Source organism: Halobacillus shinanisalinarum, assembly GCF_022919835.1.
GTDB classification, from domain to species: domain Bacteria; phylum Bacillota; class Bacilli; order Bacillales; family Halobacillaceae; genus Halobacillus_A; species Halobacillus_A shinanisalinarum.
The window spans coordinates 1234460-1253829 of sequence record NZ_CP095074.1; the positions used below are offsets into that span (position 1 = coordinate 1234460).

Here is a 19370-nt window from a genome sequence, read left to right on the forward strand (position 1 = left end):
CTCCCGGAAAGAGTTATTCCTCATTATTCTCCTGTCCCCCATTAGGAGGATTCTCAGATTGCTGGTTTTGTTCTTCTTCCTGCTGCTCTTTTTCCTTTACGTACTCATCCAATTCTGCTTGTATGTTGTCTAATTCTTGTTGTTTTTCTTCACCTGAAAGACTATCATCATCTTTAATATCCTCCCGAAGCTTCAGAAGCCCCAACATAATTAGATCACGATCTTCGAGAGACCTTGCCAAATCAACAGCTTTTTCGTTCATGCCACGGCCAATATAAATCCAATATAGAAAATATCTGTTGTCAGACTGAAGAGTGATCGTGTTCTGAATGTTTTTCTTCTGCTCGTCCGTCAATGATTCATTAACGATATAGGAGGATGCCAATTGAAACTGTGTAACGTATGGCATATCTTTTGAATCATAACGATCTAATGTCGCAACGACTTCACTATAATTACTGTTTAAAAAGTACTCACTACTCTCTATGTAGGCTGCTTGTTTAGGCTGGATAAAAAATAACGAATAAACCACAAATGCAAATGCAGGTACGAGAAGCACGATACTCCCTATAAACATATACTTGCGTATTTTCCATTTCTTTTTCGGCTCCTTAATCAGCTCTTTTTCTTTGTTTTCAAGGCCCCGAATATGGCGTTCAATCAATTCACGCAATGCTTTGGTATCTTCAGCAAACAGGATTTCTTTTATAACATCTGATAACTTTAACGTGTCCCGGTATTTCAAGTACCTTTCGAAGCTCTGTGAACGATCGACCGCTGCTGCCACCGCAGCCTTAAGCTCCTCAAATACCCGCTCCTCCTCCTTTTCATAAGGGGGCAAACTTTCTGTCACACCATAGTGAAGAAAATGCGGTTCCATACTAGAATCAATCACAATATTTTCAGGACAAATCAACAGATTCAACCTTCTCACACGATGGTCTTCCACTTTTTTTATCAATTGATCAGCAAGCAGCCATTTGGCATACGATGGCTTGTTGTGAATTTGTTTAAAATCTATGAACGACGAAGGAGTATGTATCGTTATGTTAACCTCATCTTCATCCACTTGAATCTCTTTTTTCAATTCATGATCAACCTCACGAATCAGCTCGATCTCAAGCTCCTCCTGCAACCTCAGACGAGCCTTTTGAAACGTAAGGAGATAAGCATCATCCTTCTTCTCTAGAACTGCTTCCGTTTTTTCATGAAAATAGGAATGTTTTACATCTGACATCGCACGCTGCTCCTTTTAAATGCTCACAAGATTTCTATTTTGTCACCGGAAGTAATGCCACTTTCTTCCAGAGTAGCGCTCCCGGCGCAAACCATTTGTTTATTAACAATACGAATCCAGTCTCCATCATGAGGGGGCGTTTCCAATTGAGACACCTGCCAAACGATATCGATTAACCTCTTTACGCTTGAACGGTTAGATAATCGTAAATCTAGCTCTTTCTTATGATAGTTTTGTAAATCGATAGATACTTGGATGTACACGAGCCACCCTCCCTGTTATATCGTTATGACTTTCCCTAGCATTATGTAGGATCATTTAATTTAAAAACCATAGTTAAATGATACATCAATCCACCCTAAAATTCTCCATATTTCATCAATTAGTTACTTTTGTTCGGTACTTTTTTAGTGATTGCCATTCAAAGGTGAGTTTCATAGCCATGGGATAAAACTCACCTTTTCATAGGACCAGCTAGCAACTCATCAGCCTTGAACATGGCTTCTACAGATTTTTTAGTCTCCTTTTCATTTTTTAAAAGCAGTGCTTTATAATTTTCAATCAACTGAACAAGATCTGCATTCAATTCGTTTATCTGATCAGCCGTTTCTAATTGATTTTCTGCAGCCATATCTTTTATTAATAGAGCTTGCAACACTTGTACGGTCGTTTGTAAATTAGACAATGCTTGCTCCACTTCACTACTTCTTATCTTGATTTCATGACTCACAACCACTCCCCCTTTTTCAGTGAGATTATTTCTGGCCTAAATTTTCAACCTCCTGGCGCAAAAATGAAATCCTTTGATTATAGAAAGAAATATCCTGCTGAAGAAGATTTATTTTACCTTCAATCGTTTCGATTAGATTAGAAAACTGCTGATTCTCTATTGAACTGTGTAAAACTTCGGTTTCTCTAAAGCCTTTAAATTGCTCAGCGAGCTGCTTTGCTCCTGAATGATTGGAGAGATCAGGCCGTGAGCAGAGTTTTTTGTGACTTGCAAATTCTGCTCAATAAGTACTTATTGACCGCTACGCTTTACGCAACCGCTGTAACTCATCCTGCTTTTGGGTATGTAACCATTTATAGTAATATAAAGTGTTCGCTAGAATGTTCAAACTCCTTTCTCAAGGTTTAGTTATATTTCTTTTTTGTATCCGCGCCTGTAATACAAAAAAGAAATATAAGGAAAAAGCACCGCAAAAAGGGTGCTTTCTCCTGTCAAACCATTCATTAGCCGCGAATTTGTCCGGCAATTTGCTGATCCGTATCTTCTAATGTTGTAGCTGTACTGTTCAATTGTTGTGATACTTCAGCTAACAGCGTGCTCATTCGTTCAAATGAAGGACGCAACTCCTGATACTGAGAAGCAAACGCTTCGCTGGAAGCACCTTCCCAAATTTCTTGCAGCTGGCCGCTCATGCCATCCAAACGGGAGATCAATTCTTGTACATTGGAACTTTCGGTATTATACTGTCTAGCAAACTCTCTAAGTTCATCAGGTGTCAAACGAATGTTATTCGACATAAAATCCACTCCTTTTCCAGTTTAATTTTATGGTACCCTTGATATTTTTACCAGTCAATTGATTATATGCAATCAGTAATAATTACCCATTCGTTTCGTGTAAGCACACATAATAATAGCTATTTTAGTACCATTTAATTACATAACAACTCAGGCCTCCCTCTGAAAACTGATCACTATGCTGAGGAAGTGTTCTCATAAGTGATCGTTAGTTTTCAAGTCTTCATTTCTTCTACTTGATCATCTAAGGATTGTACAGCACTTTCAATTTACTGTCAGACGAATTCTAGTAAATGACGGTTGAAGACCGGGATGAATCCGCTTCAAACTATGTTTTAAAAAACATTTTAGGTATGCAACATTTTTTCTAGTCTAGTATTATAGAGATCAAGCTAACAGTTATTTAAAATCTGGAACTTGATTACTGGATAAATGAAAGGATGCAAATGCATGGGGGATATGGAAGCGTTATATTTAAACCATAAGGAAATTTATGTATTGCTAGGTTTACTCGAAGCACCAATTGCCTTTGGGATAGAAGATCCTTTTTCTGCTTTATCGGATCAAAAGATAAAGACAGAGTGGGAGGAAGTTATTATCGACCTAAAGGATCGAGAGCTGGTTGGAAAGGGGAAGATGGAGTATTCTGGATCGATGAAGAAATGATTACCGCACTATCCGTTATGACTTATTCCAATATGGTTATACAAGTTGACTCCCTTTACAAAATCACATCACAGTCTACCTTCTATGTCACCCACGAATTTGTTATAGAGTGTGAAAAAGTGAATAATAATCTATATAGGCTGCAACAACATGATGAACCAAGAGTATCTATCAAGAATGTGATTTTTCCTAGAGCAGGTCTTGATCATAAACAGGCATCCAAATCGGGAACGCTAACTCTACCTGGAACACTTATAAATGAGTGGCTTAACAACAATAGTAATCTCAATGTATTCGATGAAATTGTTAGTACTATAAATAATAATATTCAAAGCTCAGGCCTATGGAAAGACCTAAAAAAATCTCTAAACCGAACTGAGCGTGTTAACCGAATGATGATGTATTACTTCATTGATAATAATTGGAGAGTAGAAGGTGTTTATTCCTTGTTTTCACCTTCAAATAATTGGACGCTAAGAATGACTGAAAGAAACAACAAGGAGTACCTTCAAGCTAAACAAGTTGATTTATTTGGACTGACGAAGGAATATGGTGCAGTTTTGGAACGCACACTAAAAGATAAAAATCACATAATACTAAACTAACCAAACCAAGTTTTTTGAGAATTCCTAGAAGCTTTTCAAGCAATTCAGTACCTTCAAGGTACTGAATTGTCTTTTTATGTACATTTATTTTGAGAACTAATATTAACTCTCTTATAAAAAACACTAATCAAGAATTTCTAAATACTCAACCAGATACGCTATGGTATCTTTAGTGTTATCAGCATGATATACGGTACGTTCAAAATTGAGCATATAATCTTGAGTAGAATATTGTAATTCATCTGGATGTATCATCTTAAAAAAATTTCGTATTGGATGGTTTTTTTTATAGCTGTTTTTAATTCTATTTAACTCTTCATTTTCACCTCTAATAATTAGGAAATATGGATATTGGTTAGGTTTTATTTGTTCTTTTAGAACTCGGTCTTGTTCTTCCGTAACATGTTCGTGTTTCAAAACATGTAATTCAAGGTCATCTGCTTCAGAATAATATCCAATTTCATGGACTACATCTTCTATTCCCTCATCAGAAAGATCATCATTTAGATCCAGAATATAAACTCCATAATGAAACTCAGGGTATGCAGTCAATAACACCACTCCTTATTTGCAATTATTTCAGTTCATTAATCCCTTTGTACTTTTCTATCGAATTCTATCTATACCATGCAAAAGCCCATAAAATCGGTGAAAAGCGTTATATGAAAAATTGTTCATGAGGTATATATCCAATTGTTAAATACTTTTCAAGGTTTTTCAGTCATACTTTTGCAATCCTTAAGAATTCAAAGTGATGCCGTACTTCGATCATCGAGAGGGCTTATTACTGTCTTAAATAGATAATGTAATTGATTCTACCTTCTAACCCAACCTCCTATTTTTTTTAGGCAAATTCAAATTCGGATACTTCTCATTCAAAGTTTGTTTGTTTTTTCTTAAAAAATAATATTGGTGAATAAATTTAATACAAAAAATAGGATAAAGAATAAGTAGAGATTCACATGCTACAAAGATTAATGCTTTAATGTCTTCGCTTACTATAATTGAATAAATAAGCTGCCCTACTACGTAACTTAAAGCAGGAGTGATAGCCACCAGAGGAGTCCAGTTTCTCTTTGGACCTTTGGGAGGGTTCAGCCTTTCATATAGAAATAATAAATGAAGCACTTGTACACCAATAATACATAGAACATATAGGGCTAAAGAAATATAGAAAAATTGAAGTGATTGATACTGAAAAATATTGTAAAGGAACTTTTGAATAACTAAAAACATTATAAATGAAGTAAACAATCCCCAGACGCCGAAGAATAAATAAAACGAACTTTCAAACCTGTAAGGGGCAATCAAATATAACAAAGCCCAAGCGTTCAAAATAATTCCAAGAACAGTTGCGATCGGTAATGCAAATGTTAATTCTGAAGGACCAAGTAAAGCAAAAAGTCCCATCAAGTCAGTTAAAATTAAAACATGTAGAATACCTCTCGACCTAACTTCACCATGGTCTTCTAGTTTTAAATAATTGTTGTAAATACTTTTTTTCATGCTACTATAATCACATCTTCCTCTTTAAAATACGTGCCCAAAAAAGTTTTTAACACCTTCGATCGCGTTAGTGGTCCCTATTTGAATAATATCTCCTAATGAATCAAACTCCCCATCACCATCTATATCTAATGGTTTAACCTCACTTAACACATAAGATACACCCATACCAACAATGAAACCAGCTGCCACTCCAACAGGACCTGCCCAAGCACCTGCATATGCACCAATTTGCCCCCAAGATACGCTGATGATGCTATTGAAACAACACCGACTGTTGTACTACTAACCACATTTCCCGCTATTTGACTTCCTGATTGATTATGGTTAAAACCATAGGTGACATCGGAAATTGCAGAAAGTCCTATTCCTAGATAACCAACCTTTCCAGCAACACCTTTAAAACTGTTTTTAAAACTACTTTTACCGTCAACTAAATTACGAACATCCGCTACCTTACCTTGATTAGTGTTATACCCTGTGTAAGTATTTTTCTTAACTCCAAATAATTCAGGTTTTGTAAGTCTAAGTCTAAATCTTTGCTCACCTTGCGCAGTAAAGTATGTCTCTTTTCTAACGCTACCTCCCAAAGCCTTGATTTTCGCATGTTTAGCGGCTTGAGAAGCACCATAAATATTTTGCATTAAAGTACTACCAGATTTGACCGGTCTGCCAGCAACCAATCCTAAAGTCTCTAATCCATTACCTAACATCGGTTCTGAACTCTTTCTATATTCCTCTGGTACAGATGCTTGTGGGTTAGATACCGTTAAATTGTTTTTTACTCTTTGCATAGTGGCAAGTGCTCCGAATTTAGCTGAATCTACCATTGCACTATCTATGCTACGATGATTACCACCCATTGTCGAATTAATTGGTGCTGATAATATTTCTCCTTCTATAATCATATCCCTTAAGGAATCTGTTTTCAGGTAATAGTCTGTTACTTCATTAATTTCTTGACTGTTTAGGAATATTCCACTCTTAGACCACCCTTGAATTTTACTAACAAGATGCCGAACCCCTTGTAACTCATTGGCAGGTTCATCAAGTTTCGAAGTATTTTCTTCATCTACAGTCTTTAAATCTTCAATCGTTTTTTGATTATGGCTCCTTGCACCGTCTACCTGTGAATCGAATTGAGATGTAGAGACTGGCGAACCACCAATCAAATCACTGATTCCCATGAATCGATCATTTATAGTACCGACAGAGTCTTGAGTCACCTGAACAGCCCTATCGAGGCCATTTTTTACTTCTGTTGTAATAAAATCTTCTCTTACCACACCATCTTCTGTCTCGTAATTTCTAACATTCATTTGTATGTCTTTTAAACTTTTTATATATTGATCTAAGAATTGATTGAGAAGCAGAAGGACTGGGATATGTAGAACTTTGAAGTACTCTTTGATTGCGGCCCCGCCTTCTCCTTTTAATGCATCATCTAAATCTATCACCTTGTGCATTGAATCACGTAGGGATAGAAGTTGTTCTTGTTCTTGTTCTTTTTTTCTAATCGATTGCTCGATACCGGTTAGAACTTCCGAAGCCTTTAATACTTTCATCGTCCGGACCCCTTACTAATATTGCTCCCGATGGCCTCCTCTATTTGAATGAATGATTCAATATTTGACCATGCATCACTCTCTGCTTTTAACAGGACATCCTTGTAATCACGTATTGTTTGAGAGTAGGTGCTTTCAATCTCTTCTATTTTTTGAATAAAATCGAGTGTTGATTGGTTAAATTCTAGATTTGGTTTCGTGGTATCTAAGTCATTCGTGTTTGATTTAAAATCGTTAAAGACCGGCTCAGCAACGCTGCGGTTGATCTTTATTTCCGCCATCATATCACCCCGCTATTTAGTTTTTAATTGGTCTATAGTTTCGTTTTTTGACACTATGCTAGTTGAAATCCCATTATTAGCATGCTCTAACTGTGTAATTTTCCCTTCGATATCTTCGAGCAAAGCTTCTACCTGTTGTGTAATAATAGTTACATAGGATTGCTCTATATTTTCACGTATGTTTAGAAATTCAGTAGCATGTTTCCCTGCCCAAAGAGAATGAGATAGATCTGGTTCAGATAGGAGTCTTTTCTGTGCTGAGAGTTCTCCCTGTTCATTTGATATTTCACTTTTTGCAAGACGCAAGCGCTGTAATTTTTCCTGATTATCATGCAAATTATTACGAAGCAAGGAGATATCATTATACAAACTCATAACCCTTATTTCATTTTCTGACAATTCGTTCACCTCTTTTTTATTGATACCCTAGAGAAGATTATATGCACATGTTGCTTATTAAGTTGGAAATTCTTATACTGCTGAATATGTACACTTTCTCTTTTATCTTCCCTAAGGTAACATCCAACACTTTCATGTGGACCAACCCTTTTCCATATTATTAACATTTAGTATATAGAAAATTGGCTTATAAAGAAATACGTTGATGCTCTTTCCTTTAGAAACAACATGGTTATTTTCGAGGGGTACGGCGGATCAATCCTTTATTACAGGGGGGGCAAATAGAAAGCCCACAACTTAACAGTTCACGCTTAAGTAATGGGCTATAAGAAACGTTCTCTTTTATAGACAAGACGACTTCAATATTATCGTTAACATGATCATCTGTACAGTGACTATCGTTATTGTTGATTCTTTTTATCGATCGTTTCCTTCCTCTACATAATCACTCCATTCATCATTGCCATTATCAACACTTTCGCCCCATAAGTCATTACCTGTATCAACTGAATAGCTGAAAACCTCTCCAGAGTAATCCCCTTCACCAGCCCAGCACATTCATCAACAATTTGTCACATTTTTTTCAATGATCTATAATTAAATTATCTTTCAGAAAAATTAAACAACCTAACCGATTTGAGGTGAAACAGTGAATTACTCCTTATCCCCCCTTGGTGATCAGGCCATTGTTATTACTGTTAGTGATGAAATTAATGAAGATGCACAAAATAAAGTCCGTATCCTTTCCCATTTGTTCGATCAAGAAAAGCCTGATTGGATGGTTGAATACATACCCGCATTTACGACGGTCACACTTTTTTATAATCCTCTTCAACTAGCTAGCGATGGTGTAGCACCTTACTCAGAAGTGAAGAAGAAGGTTGAATCCCTGCTCTCAACTGTGAAAGCAGGTGAAGCTGAGTCAGCTAGAACCATTGAGATTCCTGTTTGTTACGGTGGTGAGTTTGGTCCTGATTTAGAATTCGTAGCCGAGCATAATAACCTTTCAACAAAAGAAGTGATTGACATTCACAGCAGTGGTGAGTACACCGTCTATATGATTGGTTTCGCGCCTGGCTTCCCTTTTATAGGTGGAATGTCTGAGAAAATTGCTGCACCGAGAAGAGACTCACCTAGGCTCGCCATTCCTGAACGAACGGTTGGAATTGCTGGGATGCAGACTGGTGTCTACCCTATTGAAACACCTGGGGGCTGGCAATTGATTGGCCGAACGCCGATGAGATTATTCACTCCCGAACAAGAGACCCCAAGTTTACTGCGTGCTGGGGATTTGATTACTTTTAAAGAAATTAGTGAAGAAGAGTACCACAACTGGGAGGGCCCTATTGATGAAAATAATTAAGGAAGGATTGCTGACAAGTGTGCAAGACTTAGGCCGGACAGGCTATCAGAAATATGGTGTGATTGTAAGTGGCAGTATGGATCCATATGCCCATCGAATGGCTAACTTACTAGTTGGAAACGATGAAGCCGAGGCTACGCTTGAGGCCACGCTGCTTGGTCCTGCTATCGAATGTCAAGACGATGTCCTCCTATCCATTTGTGGCGGGAACCTTTCTCCAACAATTAACGGGGAAAAAGTACACATGTGGAGAGCAATTTATGTAAAGGCAGGTTCTATTTTAAAATTTGGTAAAAGTCAGTCAGGGTGCAGAGCGTATATCGCGGTAGCCGGCGGCATGGATATACCAAATGTTATGGACAGTCAGTCTACCTATATAAGGGCAAAAATCGGAGGTTATCAAGGACGGGCAGTAAAATCCGGTGATGAGATTGCGATTCGGCCACCAGATCATCAGCAAAAAAGCAAACTGGCCCATATGCGTAAACAAATGCAAAACGGCCATTTTTATGAAACGGATTGGACACCGTCGGCCGATATGATCCCTGAATATTCTTCCCAGCCGCTGATCCAACTAATCAAAGGACCCCAATATTCGCTCTTTAATGAAGAGAGTCAGCGGAATATTTATGAAGAACCTTTCTCTATCTCCTCCCAATCAGATCGAATGGGCTATCGTTTGAATGGAACTGCCCTCTCATTACAAGATCCTAAAGAGCTCATTTCGGAAGCTGTGGCCTTTGGTTCGATCCAAGTTCCACCTGACGGAAATCCAATTATCCTGATGGCAGATCGGCAGACGACAGGTGGTTACCCAAAAATTGGACAGATTGCTTCCGTTGATTTACCTCTTGTAAGTCAGCTCAAACCAGGTGATCAAATCACCTTCAAAGAGGTAACACTGGAAGATGCTCAAAAAGCTTTAATCCATCAAGAAAAGGCGATTCAACTCTTAAAGAGATCGATTACATTAAAAGAACAGGAGGAAGTCTAAATGAGTTATCTAGTAGACATCAATTGTGATATGGGTGAAAGCTTCGGGGCCTACACAATGGGGCGTGACGAGGAAATCCTCGATTACGTGACCTCAGCAAACATTGCCTGTGGCTTTCACGCAGGTGACCCGTCAACAATGAGAAAAACAGTCAAGCTCGCTCTCGAGAAAAATGTAGGGATTGGGGTCCACCCGGGCCTTCAAGACTTAGCAGGTTTTGGCCGAAGAAATATAGCCATTTCGCCTAAGGAAGCCTATGATTTAGTCGTTTATCAAATCGGCGCCCTTTCCAGTTTTGTAAAAGCAGAAGGAGGTCGCATTCAGCACGTTAAACCACACGGAGCTTTATTCAATATGGCTGCTAAAGACGCTGAGCTATCTGAAGCCATCGCAGAAGCGGTCTATAACGTCGACCCAGGGATGATTCTATTCGGTTTATCTGGAAGCGAACTCGTTAAAGCAGGGAAAAAAGTTGGATTAAAAACAGCGAACGAAGTCTTCTCTGATCGAACGTATCAAATGGATGGGTCTCTTACGTCACGAACTGAGTCAAATGCCCTTATTACCAATCCGGAAGAAGCAATCAAACAAGTCATTCGTATGGTCAAAGAAAAACAAGTGATGAGTGTTCAAGGTTCAGACGTTACGATACAGGCCGATACGATTTGTATCCACGGTGACGGTGTGACCGCGCTCGACTTCGCTAAAAATATATCAGCAACGCTTAAAGAAGCCGATATTGCAGTTGAAAAAATCCAAGATATACTATAACACCAAAGAAGGAGTACAATCCGATGAAAACGACCAACCGCAGTATTTTGATTGGTGCCGCTTTCTTAATGGCTACTTCAGCCATAGGACCAGGTTTCTTAACACAAACGACTGTATTTACTGAAACGCTCGCAGCGAGTTTTGGATTTGTTATTCTCATTTCAATTATTATTGATATCGGAGCACAAATGAACATATGGCGGATTATTGCCGTCAGTGAAAAACGAGCCCAAGATATCGCAAATGACGTCCTCCCGGGATTAGGGTATTTCCTCGCCGCCCTAGTCGTCGCCGGCGGACTCGCTTTTAATATTGGAAACATCGCCGGTGCGGGATTAGGAACAAATGTTTTGCTCGGCATAGATCCTAAACTGGGAGCGATTCTAAGCGGTGTACTTGCTATTGGAATTTTCACAGTGAAAGAAGCGGGGCGTGTGATGGACCGTTTTACACAGCTTCTCGGATTTGTCATGATTGCTCTTACCATTTATGTGATGTTCACGGCCCAGCCCCCTATAGGTGAAGCAGTTGCCAAAACATTCGTGCCCGATACGATTGACTTTTTAGCTATTGTTACGTTAGTCGGCGGAACAGTTGGCGGCTACATCACTTTTGCCGGCGGGCATCGTTTGATCGATGCTGGGTTGAAAGGGAAAGCAGCCCTTCCAGAAGTGACCAAAAGCTCTGTTTACGCCATTGGGGTTGCTTCGATCATGAGAATCTTTCTATTCTTAGCCGTTCTAGGTGTTGTATCCCAAGGCCTGCCTTTAGACGATGGCAATCCGCCTGCCTCCGTATTTCAGCACGCAGCTGGAAATATAGGGTATAAAATCTTCGGTGTCGTCATGTGGGCGGCAGCTGTCACTTCTGTTGTAGGAGCTGCCTATACGTCCGTTTCATTCCTAAGATCGTTCAGTCCAGTATTAGAAAAATACCACAGATGGCTGACAATCAGTTTTATCACGATCTCTACCCTTGTTTTCGTGTTTGTCGGTCAGCCTGTAAGTATTCTAGTATTAGTTGGTTCAGTAAACGGATTAATTTTACCAATAGCTTTAGGTGTGATGCTTATTGCTGCACATAAAACAAAAATTGTGGGGGACTACCGACATCCAGCTTGGATGACAATATTTGGAGCAATCATCGTTGTCGCGATGGCCTACATGGGTGCTCTTACCCTCATTAATGGCATTCCGCAATTATTCAGTTAAATACAAAAAGAAGTCAACAGAACGAACACGTCTGTTGACTTCTTTTTTATTAGATTACTGTTCTTCCAGTTGGTCAGTAATTAGCATGTGTCCAGGCGCATGGGCAATCATGATTGATGGTTTGACATTGAGTCCTACATTTTGCGGTGTTACACCACAGGCCCAAAAGACAGGGGTTCTTTCATTTTCATCAAACGAAACACTTTCCCCATAATCAGGCTTCTGGATATCAGCAATGCCAATTTCTTCAGGGTGACCGATATGGACAGGTCCACCATGAGAGGTCTCAAACTTCTCAGTAATTTGAACCGCTTTTTCGATTTCATCCTCTTTCAAAGCACGCATGCTAACAACCATGTTCCCCTCAAAGCGGCCTGCTTTCTCACAAGGAATAGTTGTTTTGAACATTGGAACGACCCTGTTTTGTTCCTGATGAAGGAGCCCGATCCCCTCCCCTATCAAGGACTTTTCAAATGTAAAGCTGCAGCCAATGAGAAACGTAACAAAATCGTCCCTCCACTCATCTGTAATATCAACGACTTCTTTTTCTAGTTTCCCCTTACGATAAATTCGATATTTCGGTAAATCGGTTCGTATATCAGCGTCAGCTATACGAGGTTGAGTCACCCCTTCTTCCAGCACATCTACTATAGGGCATGACCTAGGGTTCCGCAGGCAAAACAGGAGAAATTCAAAGGCATACTCTTTCGGCAAAATGATCATGTTAGCTTGTAAATAGTTGTCACACATTCCGGACGTCGTGCCCGTGTATTGGTTTGAACGAAATTTTTCACGTTGCTGTTTCGGTTTCATATATATCGCCTCCATCTACTTTGATCTTCACTGAACCGTACTTCACATGATTATATTTAAAATTTACTTCATTATAAAAGAAGATTGCCATAACTTAAATTACAAACCCTCAATTTTGTGTCTTGAAAGCAGTTTCTTACAATTTGGGAAGAATCGCAGTGAGTTTGGGTAGAATCATTGCAAGTTAAGTAAGAATCCTCGTGATTTTCGGTAGAATCATTGTTATTTTAGTAAGAATAGGAATCCTTTCAGTTTTGGATGGCTCCATTCCCGAATCATACAAGGAGGATGGACACGCATTAGTACTGAAATATTGAAAACACAACCGCGATCCGTTACAATTTAGTTAGATAAAACCTATAATAAAAAGAGACCGAGTGCGCTAACACCCGGTCGAAGCAACTACACGCCGCATGAGCAGCGGCTGACAAAGTAAGATTACTCTAAAAGAAATAGTCACCTCACTTTGCTGAGCAGGTGGCTATTTCTTTTTGTTTAGATAGACGACAATGGTCACAATTAATGTCAATACCGCGGTTAGCACTAAGCTAATTGCGCGATTAGACTGAATGCTTCATATGCCGTCATAAGCCTCCCCCTTTCTTGCGGGGAATCAGCCGCCACCTTGCCTATATAGTTGCTATTACGATTTTATATCAGATTATATAAAAGACTATTAGAGGTTGTTCAAAAAGTCACTATTATCAAAGTGACTACCATCCTTTACTCTTACATCTTTATGCACTTCTAATTTTCACTATAATAAAATTTGAGTTTTAACCTCGAATAACCTGATTACTATCTTTTGTCATCGCCTATTTTATCAGAATCAAATAGGACACTAAAATGAAGGCCAGGGGTATGCTCCCTGGCCTTCACTTCTTATCTTTTTATCGAAATCGTTTGTGATTGATTTACCTTTAATGGAACAGTCAGAGTTCCTTGATCTTGAATTAATTCTTTCTTACGCTCTTCATTCAAATTGGTTTGATAAGCTTCTTTTACTTCGTCTCCAAAATGATAGATAGCTTCAGAAGCTTTATCGGATGAGTTGAATACCCTTAAGACCAAAGAGTCATCCTGTTCAGATTTTTTCAGTGTACTTAGTATAGCGTGTGTACTTTCCTCTTTCAAAAGTTGAAACGATAGAGGTGTTTTAATGCCTGATTCGTTTAATTTCATCGCATTATAAGGAATCTTGTTATACGTATGAACAGGGGTTAGATATTCTTTTGCTGTTCTAGCCACATTTGCTTGCAGCGTACTTCCTTCGTGTGGCAATAAGGCAAAGTCCAGCTTAAGCTTTCCTAACATTTGAGAGTCTGGTGTAGGAAGTTTAATTCCTGAGGGTCTGCCCGGCCGGCGTACCATATCAGCTTTCCCTAGATGGCCAATGCTTCTGAACAATGTTAGTGCAATCGTATCATAAGACTCTCCTACGATTTCATACTCCCTCGTACTGTTTGTCAGAACACTTACCCCGTACTCTTCATTGGATAAGCCAACAAAACTCAACATCGGATAGATCGAATCTGGACGTTCACTCCAGTTTTCCTCTTGCCACACATCCATAGCCGAATCATAGACATCTCTTTTGATATGACCAAACTGGTTATCAGCAATGGAGAAGGACGAGCTAAGTCCTGTTGGAATATACGCACGCAACCGATGATCTTTAGCAAAATTGTCTAATTCACAAGTAATCTCAATAGTTGGTTTATGATTTGAGATGGAAAGCTTAAATTGTACATCCACCTTACTTGTTCGTTTCCCAACCTTTCGTTCCTTGATGTCTTCTGGCACATCCAAGGAGTAGCGAATATCTATGGTTGCCGCGTAGTCGTTTTGTTCAAGGGAAATCTCAGCATCCACATCATCACTGAAAATCAGCTCTTCGTTTTCAAGTGGAGAATAATCATACTCATCTCCATCATCGCCGCCATTTTCTAATAAAAGAACTTGATCAAAGGATTTCTCCAGTTGTTTATCCCAAATATTCAACGTACCATTTTCATTAACTGAAATGGTGTAATAGTCTGTTTCGATAGACTGTTTACGTTGATTGCTATCGCCATGAATATTCTGAGCCTCTTTGATAAAAAAGGTTCGATAGCCCATCGCCGGAAGTGTTGCTTTAAGCTGGATTTTATACTTGATAAACGGTTCATAATTTCCATAATGAACAATCTGTCTATCAATCAAGCCAGGATCGATCTCCTCAGCTTGAAGAATCTCGTAATCTATTGATTCTCCCTCTTCATTTACCAACGAAAAGGCACTGTACTTCGAGATGATCTCCGTCGTTACCACTTCTTCTCGTTCAAAAGGAAGAAAGTTGAACAGGGTTAAGCGATCCATGTCATGGCTCGTTTCCATAGAATCGACAATCTGCCGTTTGTAAAACTCGATCAGCTGGTCTGTTTTTTCCTCCGCTAAAAACAGACGATTTGCTATTTCACGATGAACTTTATCGGAACAACAGCAGCCAATACTGTCATGGGCGTGATTTTTCATAATTTCCTTCCAAATCAACTCGATCAATCCATGGTGATACTCAAAGCCTAAATCGTAAGCCATCGAAGCTAACGGTTCTAGTAGATTGGTAATCTTGTTTTCGACACGAGTATTGGCTGCTTTAATATCCATCCGTGTTGAAAAAATACTGCGGTGAACACGCATATATTTTCCGTCTAAGAATTCACCGTTTAAAGTGGCGAGGTTCGCTTGCTTTTCAATTTCAGCAAAGATATTTTCATATTTACTAAGGAAAAACTCACGATCTGGATAGAGCTGCTTCAGCTTCTCCATAACCTCATAGATATCCTTTTGAATCGGCATTTGATCATGACCATTTGGAAGTAACTGATGATCAGTTGTAGCTCCGCGGTCAAGTACCGGGAAATATTTCTCCATTCGCTGCTGTAAAGCCGTTTCGTCCTGCGGCAAGTATTTGCCAATTGCATAACCAAGTGGCAGCAGTTGCACGAGAACGTTAGATCCATCCTTCGTCTCCCAATGAAATTCTGTTTTATCGGTCCCGTGTCGTTCGGACGTACCACGCCAGAAAATCGTGTACTTAATGTCAAACCCATTAAAAATATGAGGCATTTGTGCCGACTGCCCAAAGGAGTCAGGCAGGTAACCGATCATCATCGGATTACCAAATTCCTTGCTGTCTTTGATCCCGTACAATAAGTTTCTTACGATCGACTCGCCGCCTACCACCATTTCATCGGTTTGCGTATACCATGGACCAATGATGAGTTTCCCTGCTTGCACAAGTTTCTTTACACGTTCCTTAGCTTCAGGTTTAACAGCGAAATAGTCCTCTAGTATTGAGGTCTGTCCATCCAATACATAGTAGGGATAGTCAGGATCAGTTTCTAAACGGTCCATGATTTCTTCCATATTATTAACGAGTAAAATACGTGATTCCTCTGTAGAAAAATACCATTCACGATCCCAATGCATATGGGGGACGATGTGCACCTGCTTCATTCGTAATCCCTTCCCTTACTTCTTTTAGTTCACAGCTGTTTCCATTTGTACGTTTTCCTCAGCTTGTGTCTTTGTTCTAGGTTGCTTTTTTAATTTATTCTTACGTGTAATAATCAGTAGTACCATAGATATAAATGCACCGATTAAAGCAGAACCAAACCAGACGCTTGCAGCGGTTAGTAATGGCGGCCCTTCAAGTAAGGCCAGGGAAAAGATTCCGGCTCCTGGAACATTTAACCCTATTCCAAAGTAAGCCACAATTCCGCCTGTCACTGCTGAACCGGCAACTAATGAAGGAATAACTCGGAGCGGATCATTAATCATGAACGGAATCGCTCCCTCCGTAATTCCGGCTAGACCAAGCAGCCACGTCTGTTTTCCAACTTCTTGTTCAGGCTTCGTGAAATACTTCTTGCCGATAATCGTAGCTCCTGTTACGGCAAAAGCTGAAACCATTTTGACAGAAGCGAAGGCAGCGTATGGCATAATATTACCGCTTGCCATCGCTCCAATACAGAACGTGTAGGCAGCCTTATTGACAGGTCCACCAAGGTCAAAGGAAACCATCGCACCTAGAATCACTCCAAGCAAAATAGCATTTCCCCCTGATAACCCTTCAAGCCAACTGATTAGTCCATTGTTTAGTGCAGCCAGAGGCTCTCCAATAACGAACAGCATAATCGCACCGACAGAAAGCGTCCCCACAACAGGATAGAGCCAGAAACTTACGAAGCCTGCAAATGTGCCGGACGTTTGTACATTTTTCTTCAAAAACTTAATAATATAACCAGCTAGAAAACCACCGAGCATACCGCCTAAAAAGCCACTGCCAATCAAGTTCGCAGCGATACCAGCAGCAAAACCTGGTCCAAGTGCTGGTTTATCGGCAATAGAGTAGGCCATGTAAGCAGACAGTACCGGGACCATGATTGTGCCAAGCATCGTTCCACCTAATTGACGAAGCAGCCAAAGCCAGGAGCCTTCCTCTGCGTAGACATCCTGTAATCCAAACGCTTGAGAAACTAATACAGCAAAGGCTAGCGTCATTCCCCCTGCTACAATAATCGGAATAATATATGAAATACCAGTCATAATTGAGTCTTTTATCTCTGTCTTAAACGGTTTATTCTCAGGCTCGTCGTCCTCTATTGTTTCTTGGACGTCTTCTGCTGCCTTCGGGGATTGATTCGACTTTTCTATCGCTTCTTCAAGAATCCCCTTAGCATTTTTCAAAGGAGCAGCAACCGTTGTCGTAACCCGTGGCAAGCGCGAGAATCTTTCCTGATCCTTCACAGCAACGTCTGCTGCAAAAATCACCGCATCAGCCCGGGCAATTTGGCCTTTCGAATGACGATCCTCGATGCCGTTTGCGCCCTGTTTCTCAACGGAAACTTTTACATTTAATTCATTCCCTGCTCTAACTAGAGCCTCAGCAGCCATGTATGTGTGAGCGATCCCTGCAGGACACGCCGTAACAGCAAGAATTGTTTTATCAACTTGTTTTTCGGTAACCTCTTGCTTCTCATCTTCATGGTCAAGAGCCTCAAAAAATTGTTCACTTGTTTTCGCTTGCATAAGGCTTTCTTTATAAGCTGGATCCGCCAACCTTGTCATGAGCTCAGCAAGCAAATTCAGGTGAGTCGATCCGGCTTCATTTTCCGGGATCGCTAACAGCATAACGAGCTCAACCTTGTTCTCCTCGTCAATACTCTCCCAATCCTCTAAAGGGGTTTCAAGTGTAGCAACCGCAAAGGCTGCTTCCTTTACTGCAGTAGATTTTCCGTGAGGAATGGCTAAACCTCCTTCAAACCCCGTAGGAGATAGAGACTCTCTTTCGAGAACAGCCTGGTAGAAATCCTCTTGGGAGTGAAGTTTGCCATTGTTATTCAGCTGTTCTACCAAATAACGAATCACTTCATCTTTTGTAGAAAAGGGCTGATTCGTACTTATTAAGTTAGATGAGGTCAAACTTTGTAATCTCATCACTTTTGCCTCCTCAAGTGCATAATTGAAACTTGACCTCAGCTTAGCATAGGGCAAGTAAGCGCTTGCTCATTTTTAAAAAAGTACACGAATAAACAAAAGGAAACCGTTTTCATGTGTATTTATACACACTATACGGTTTCCCAAATAATAGAAGATAATACTTGAAGGGCAAGCATCACTGGAGTTTTATCAGAGGTATTATAGTTCTCAAGCATACGCTTAGGGGAATAAAAGAAAAATTTGTAGTCCGCCTTATCCTGTAATGTATTGCGTGTAAAGTGGGTTAACGAGATGATCGTGACACCTCTTGACTTAGCTAAGTCAACCATTTCAATGATTTGCTTCGTTTCGCCGGACATACTGATTAAAAAGAGAACATCTTGTTTGTTGGCATGGTTAATCGCATAAACTGCATCATGACGGTGCAGAAAAAACTCTGCTGCTTTTCCCCCGATTTTAAGGTGAGTAGAAAGAATTTCGCAAAATGGAGCTGTATCCCCGACGCCAAAAACGTAGACGTGGTCGGCCCGATGAATCTTCTTTGCGATTTGAGCGAGCCTATCGTGATCCATCAGCTCGAGGGTACGTTTCATATTGTATTGAATACTGTTGTCCTGGTCTAAGTCTTCTTCCTGTACTTCTTCCTTAAGATTATTCTTCAACTGCGAAAAGCCGTCGTACCCCAACTTTTTTGATAAACGAGTGATCGTATTAGGCACCGTGTACAGTGCTTTCGCTAAAGATTGAATGGACATCGCAACCACAGTGGATTTATTCCCAAGTATATAGTCAATAATCTGATCATCTGTATCATTCAATTTGTACTCATATTTATGAGCACGGTCCTGCAGGTTCATCGCTAACTCACCTCTATCGTTCGTGTTCAAAGTAATCCTATTATAACATGCCATGATACGACAGCTTGCAAAATATCTTCCTGTGAGAAGG

20 protein-coding genes are annotated in these 19370 nt (G+C 39.9%); 6 read left to right on the forward strand and 14 right to left on the reverse strand.

The features are described 5' to 3' along the window. Window positions 1-13: 13 nt before the first annotated feature. The 4 genes from essB to MUO14_RS06340 all read right to left on the reverse strand — a co-directional run bounded on the left by essB (window position 14) and on the right by MUO14_RS06340 (window position 2764). Window positions 14-1237, reverse strand: coding sequence for a type VII secretion protein EssB (gene essB / locus MUO14_RS06325; protein ID WP_244754391.1), 1224 nt, complete (start codon window positions 1235-1237; stop codon window positions 14-16). A 23-nt stretch (window positions 1238-1260) separates the two neighbouring features. After that, on the reverse strand, window positions 1261-1500 hold the full coding sequence (locus MUO14_RS06330) for an ESX secretion system protein YukD (RefSeq protein ID WP_244754392.1): 240 nt from the start codon (window positions 1498-1500) through the stop codon (window positions 1261-1263). A gap of 191 nt (window positions 1501-1691) precedes the next feature. Further along, complete coding sequence (locus MUO14_RS06335; RefSeq protein WP_244754394.1) at window positions 1692-1967, reverse strand: YwqI/YxiC family protein; 276 nt, start codon at window positions 1965-1967, stop codon at window positions 1692-1694. Between the two features lie 503 nt (window positions 1968-2470). After that, window positions 2471-2764 carry a WXG100 family type VII secretion target gene (locus MUO14_RS06340; protein WP_079527526.1) on the reverse strand — a complete coding sequence of 98 codons (294 nt, stop codon included), beginning with the start codon at window positions 2762-2764 and terminating at the stop codon, window positions 2471-2473. Between the two features lie 450 nt (window positions 2765-3214). Between MUO14_RS06340 and MUO14_RS06345 the strand changes: the two genes are divergently transcribed. Together MUO14_RS06345 and MUO14_RS06350 are read left to right on the forward strand one after the other, a co-directional pair. Next, entirely contained in the window at window positions 3215-3430 is a 216-nt protein-coding gene (locus tag MUO14_RS06345) for a hypothetical protein (RefSeq protein ID WP_244754396.1), read from the forward strand. Window positions 3431-3549: 119 nt separating this feature from the next. Continuing rightward, on the forward strand, window positions 3550-4035 hold the full coding sequence (locus MUO14_RS06350) for a hypothetical protein (RefSeq protein WP_244754398.1): 486 nt from the start codon (window positions 3550-3552) through the stop codon (window positions 4033-4035). Between the two features lie 123 nt (window positions 4036-4158). Here the strand turns inward: MUO14_RS06350 and MUO14_RS06355 are convergent, their stop codons facing one another. From MUO14_RS06355 to MUO14_RS06380, 6 genes are all read right to left on the reverse strand, one after another. After that, window positions 4159-4587, reverse strand: a complete 429-nt coding sequence (locus MUO14_RS06355) for a hypothetical protein (RefSeq protein ID WP_244754400.1) — start codon at window positions 4585-4587, stop codon at window positions 4159-4161. Window positions 4588-4857: 270 nt separating this feature from the next. After that, a complete protein-coding gene (locus MUO14_RS06360; RefSeq protein WP_244754402.1) occupies window positions 4858-5541 on the reverse strand; it encodes a hypothetical protein in 684 nt (227 codons plus the stop codon). A gap of 146 nt (window positions 5542-5687) precedes the next feature. Further along, on the reverse strand, window positions 5688-7106 hold the full coding sequence (locus tag MUO14_RS06365) for an LXG domain-containing protein (protein WP_244754403.1): 1419 nt from the start codon (window positions 7104-7106) through the stop codon (window positions 5688-5690). Beyond that, on the reverse strand, window positions 7103-7387 hold the full coding sequence (locus tag MUO14_RS06370) for a YwqI/YxiC family protein (protein ID WP_244754404.1): 285 nt from the start codon (window positions 7385-7387) through the stop codon (window positions 7103-7105). The genes MUO14_RS06365 and MUO14_RS06370 overlap by 4 nt, the downstream gene beginning before the upstream one ends. Window positions 7388-7399: 12 nt before the next feature. Beyond that, window positions 7400-7786 (reverse strand): YwqH-like family protein, encoded by a 387-nt coding sequence (locus tag MUO14_RS06375; protein ID WP_244754405.1) that lies wholly within the window; start codon window positions 7784-7786, stop codon window positions 7400-7402. A 417-nt stretch (window positions 7787-8203) separates the two neighbouring features. Beyond that, window positions 8204-8344, reverse strand: coding sequence for a hypothetical protein (locus tag MUO14_RS06380; RefSeq protein WP_244754407.1), 141 nt, complete (start codon window positions 8342-8344; stop codon window positions 8204-8206). Between the two features lie 91 nt (window positions 8345-8435). On the opposite strand from MUO14_RS06380, the gene pxpB reads away from it, so the two are divergent. The 4 genes from pxpB to MUO14_RS06400 are packed head-to-tail and all read left to right on the forward strand — an operon-like array spanning window position 8436 to window position 12125. Next, on the forward strand, window positions 8436-9149 hold the full coding sequence (gene pxpB / locus MUO14_RS06385; RefSeq protein ID WP_244754412.1) for a 5-oxoprolinase subunit PxpB: 714 nt from the start codon (window positions 8436-8438) through the stop codon (window positions 9147-9149). Next, entirely contained in the window at window positions 9136-10143 is a 1008-nt protein-coding gene (locus MUO14_RS06390; RefSeq protein WP_318036016.1) for a 5-oxoprolinase subunit C family protein, read from the forward strand. Before pxpB ends, MUO14_RS06390 begins: the two co-directional genes overlap by 14 nt. Next, window positions 10144-10914 carry a LamB/YcsF family protein gene (locus tag MUO14_RS06395; RefSeq protein WP_244754415.1) on the forward strand — a complete coding sequence of 257 codons (771 nt, stop codon included), beginning with the start codon at window positions 10144-10146 and terminating at the stop codon, window positions 10912-10914. Between the two features lie 23 nt (window positions 10915-10937). Continuing rightward, on the forward strand, window positions 10938-12125 hold the full coding sequence (locus tag MUO14_RS06400; RefSeq protein ID WP_244754417.1) for an NRAMP family divalent metal transporter: 1188 nt from the start codon (window positions 10938-10940) through the stop codon (window positions 12123-12125). A gap of 54 nt (window positions 12126-12179) precedes the next feature. Here MUO14_RS06400 and MUO14_RS06405 read toward each other — a convergent pair whose 3' ends face one another. From MUO14_RS06405 to MUO14_RS06420, 4 genes are all read right to left on the reverse strand, one after another. Then, window positions 12180-12953 (reverse strand): putative hydro-lyase, encoded by a 774-nt coding sequence (locus MUO14_RS06405; RefSeq protein ID WP_396265810.1) that lies wholly within the window; start codon window positions 12951-12953, stop codon window positions 12180-12182. 867 nt (window positions 12954-13820) lie between these two features. Further along, complete coding sequence (mngB, locus tag MUO14_RS06410) at window positions 13821-16436, reverse strand: mannosylglycerate hydrolase (RefSeq protein ID WP_244754420.1); 2616 nt, start codon at window positions 16434-16436, stop codon at window positions 13821-13823. A gap of 24 nt (window positions 16437-16460) precedes the next feature. Next, window positions 16461-18419: a PTS 2-O-a-mannosyl-D-glycerate transporter subunit IIABC gene (gene mngA, locus MUO14_RS06415; protein ID WP_244754421.1), complete on the reverse strand. Its 1959-nt coding sequence runs from the start codon at window positions 18417-18419 to the stop codon at window positions 16461-16463. A gap of 131 nt (window positions 18420-18550) precedes the next feature. Next, entirely contained in the window at window positions 18551-19279 is a 729-nt protein-coding gene (locus tag MUO14_RS06420) for a MurR/RpiR family transcriptional regulator (protein ID WP_244754422.1), read from the reverse strand. Window positions 19280-19370 lie beyond the last annotated feature (91 nt).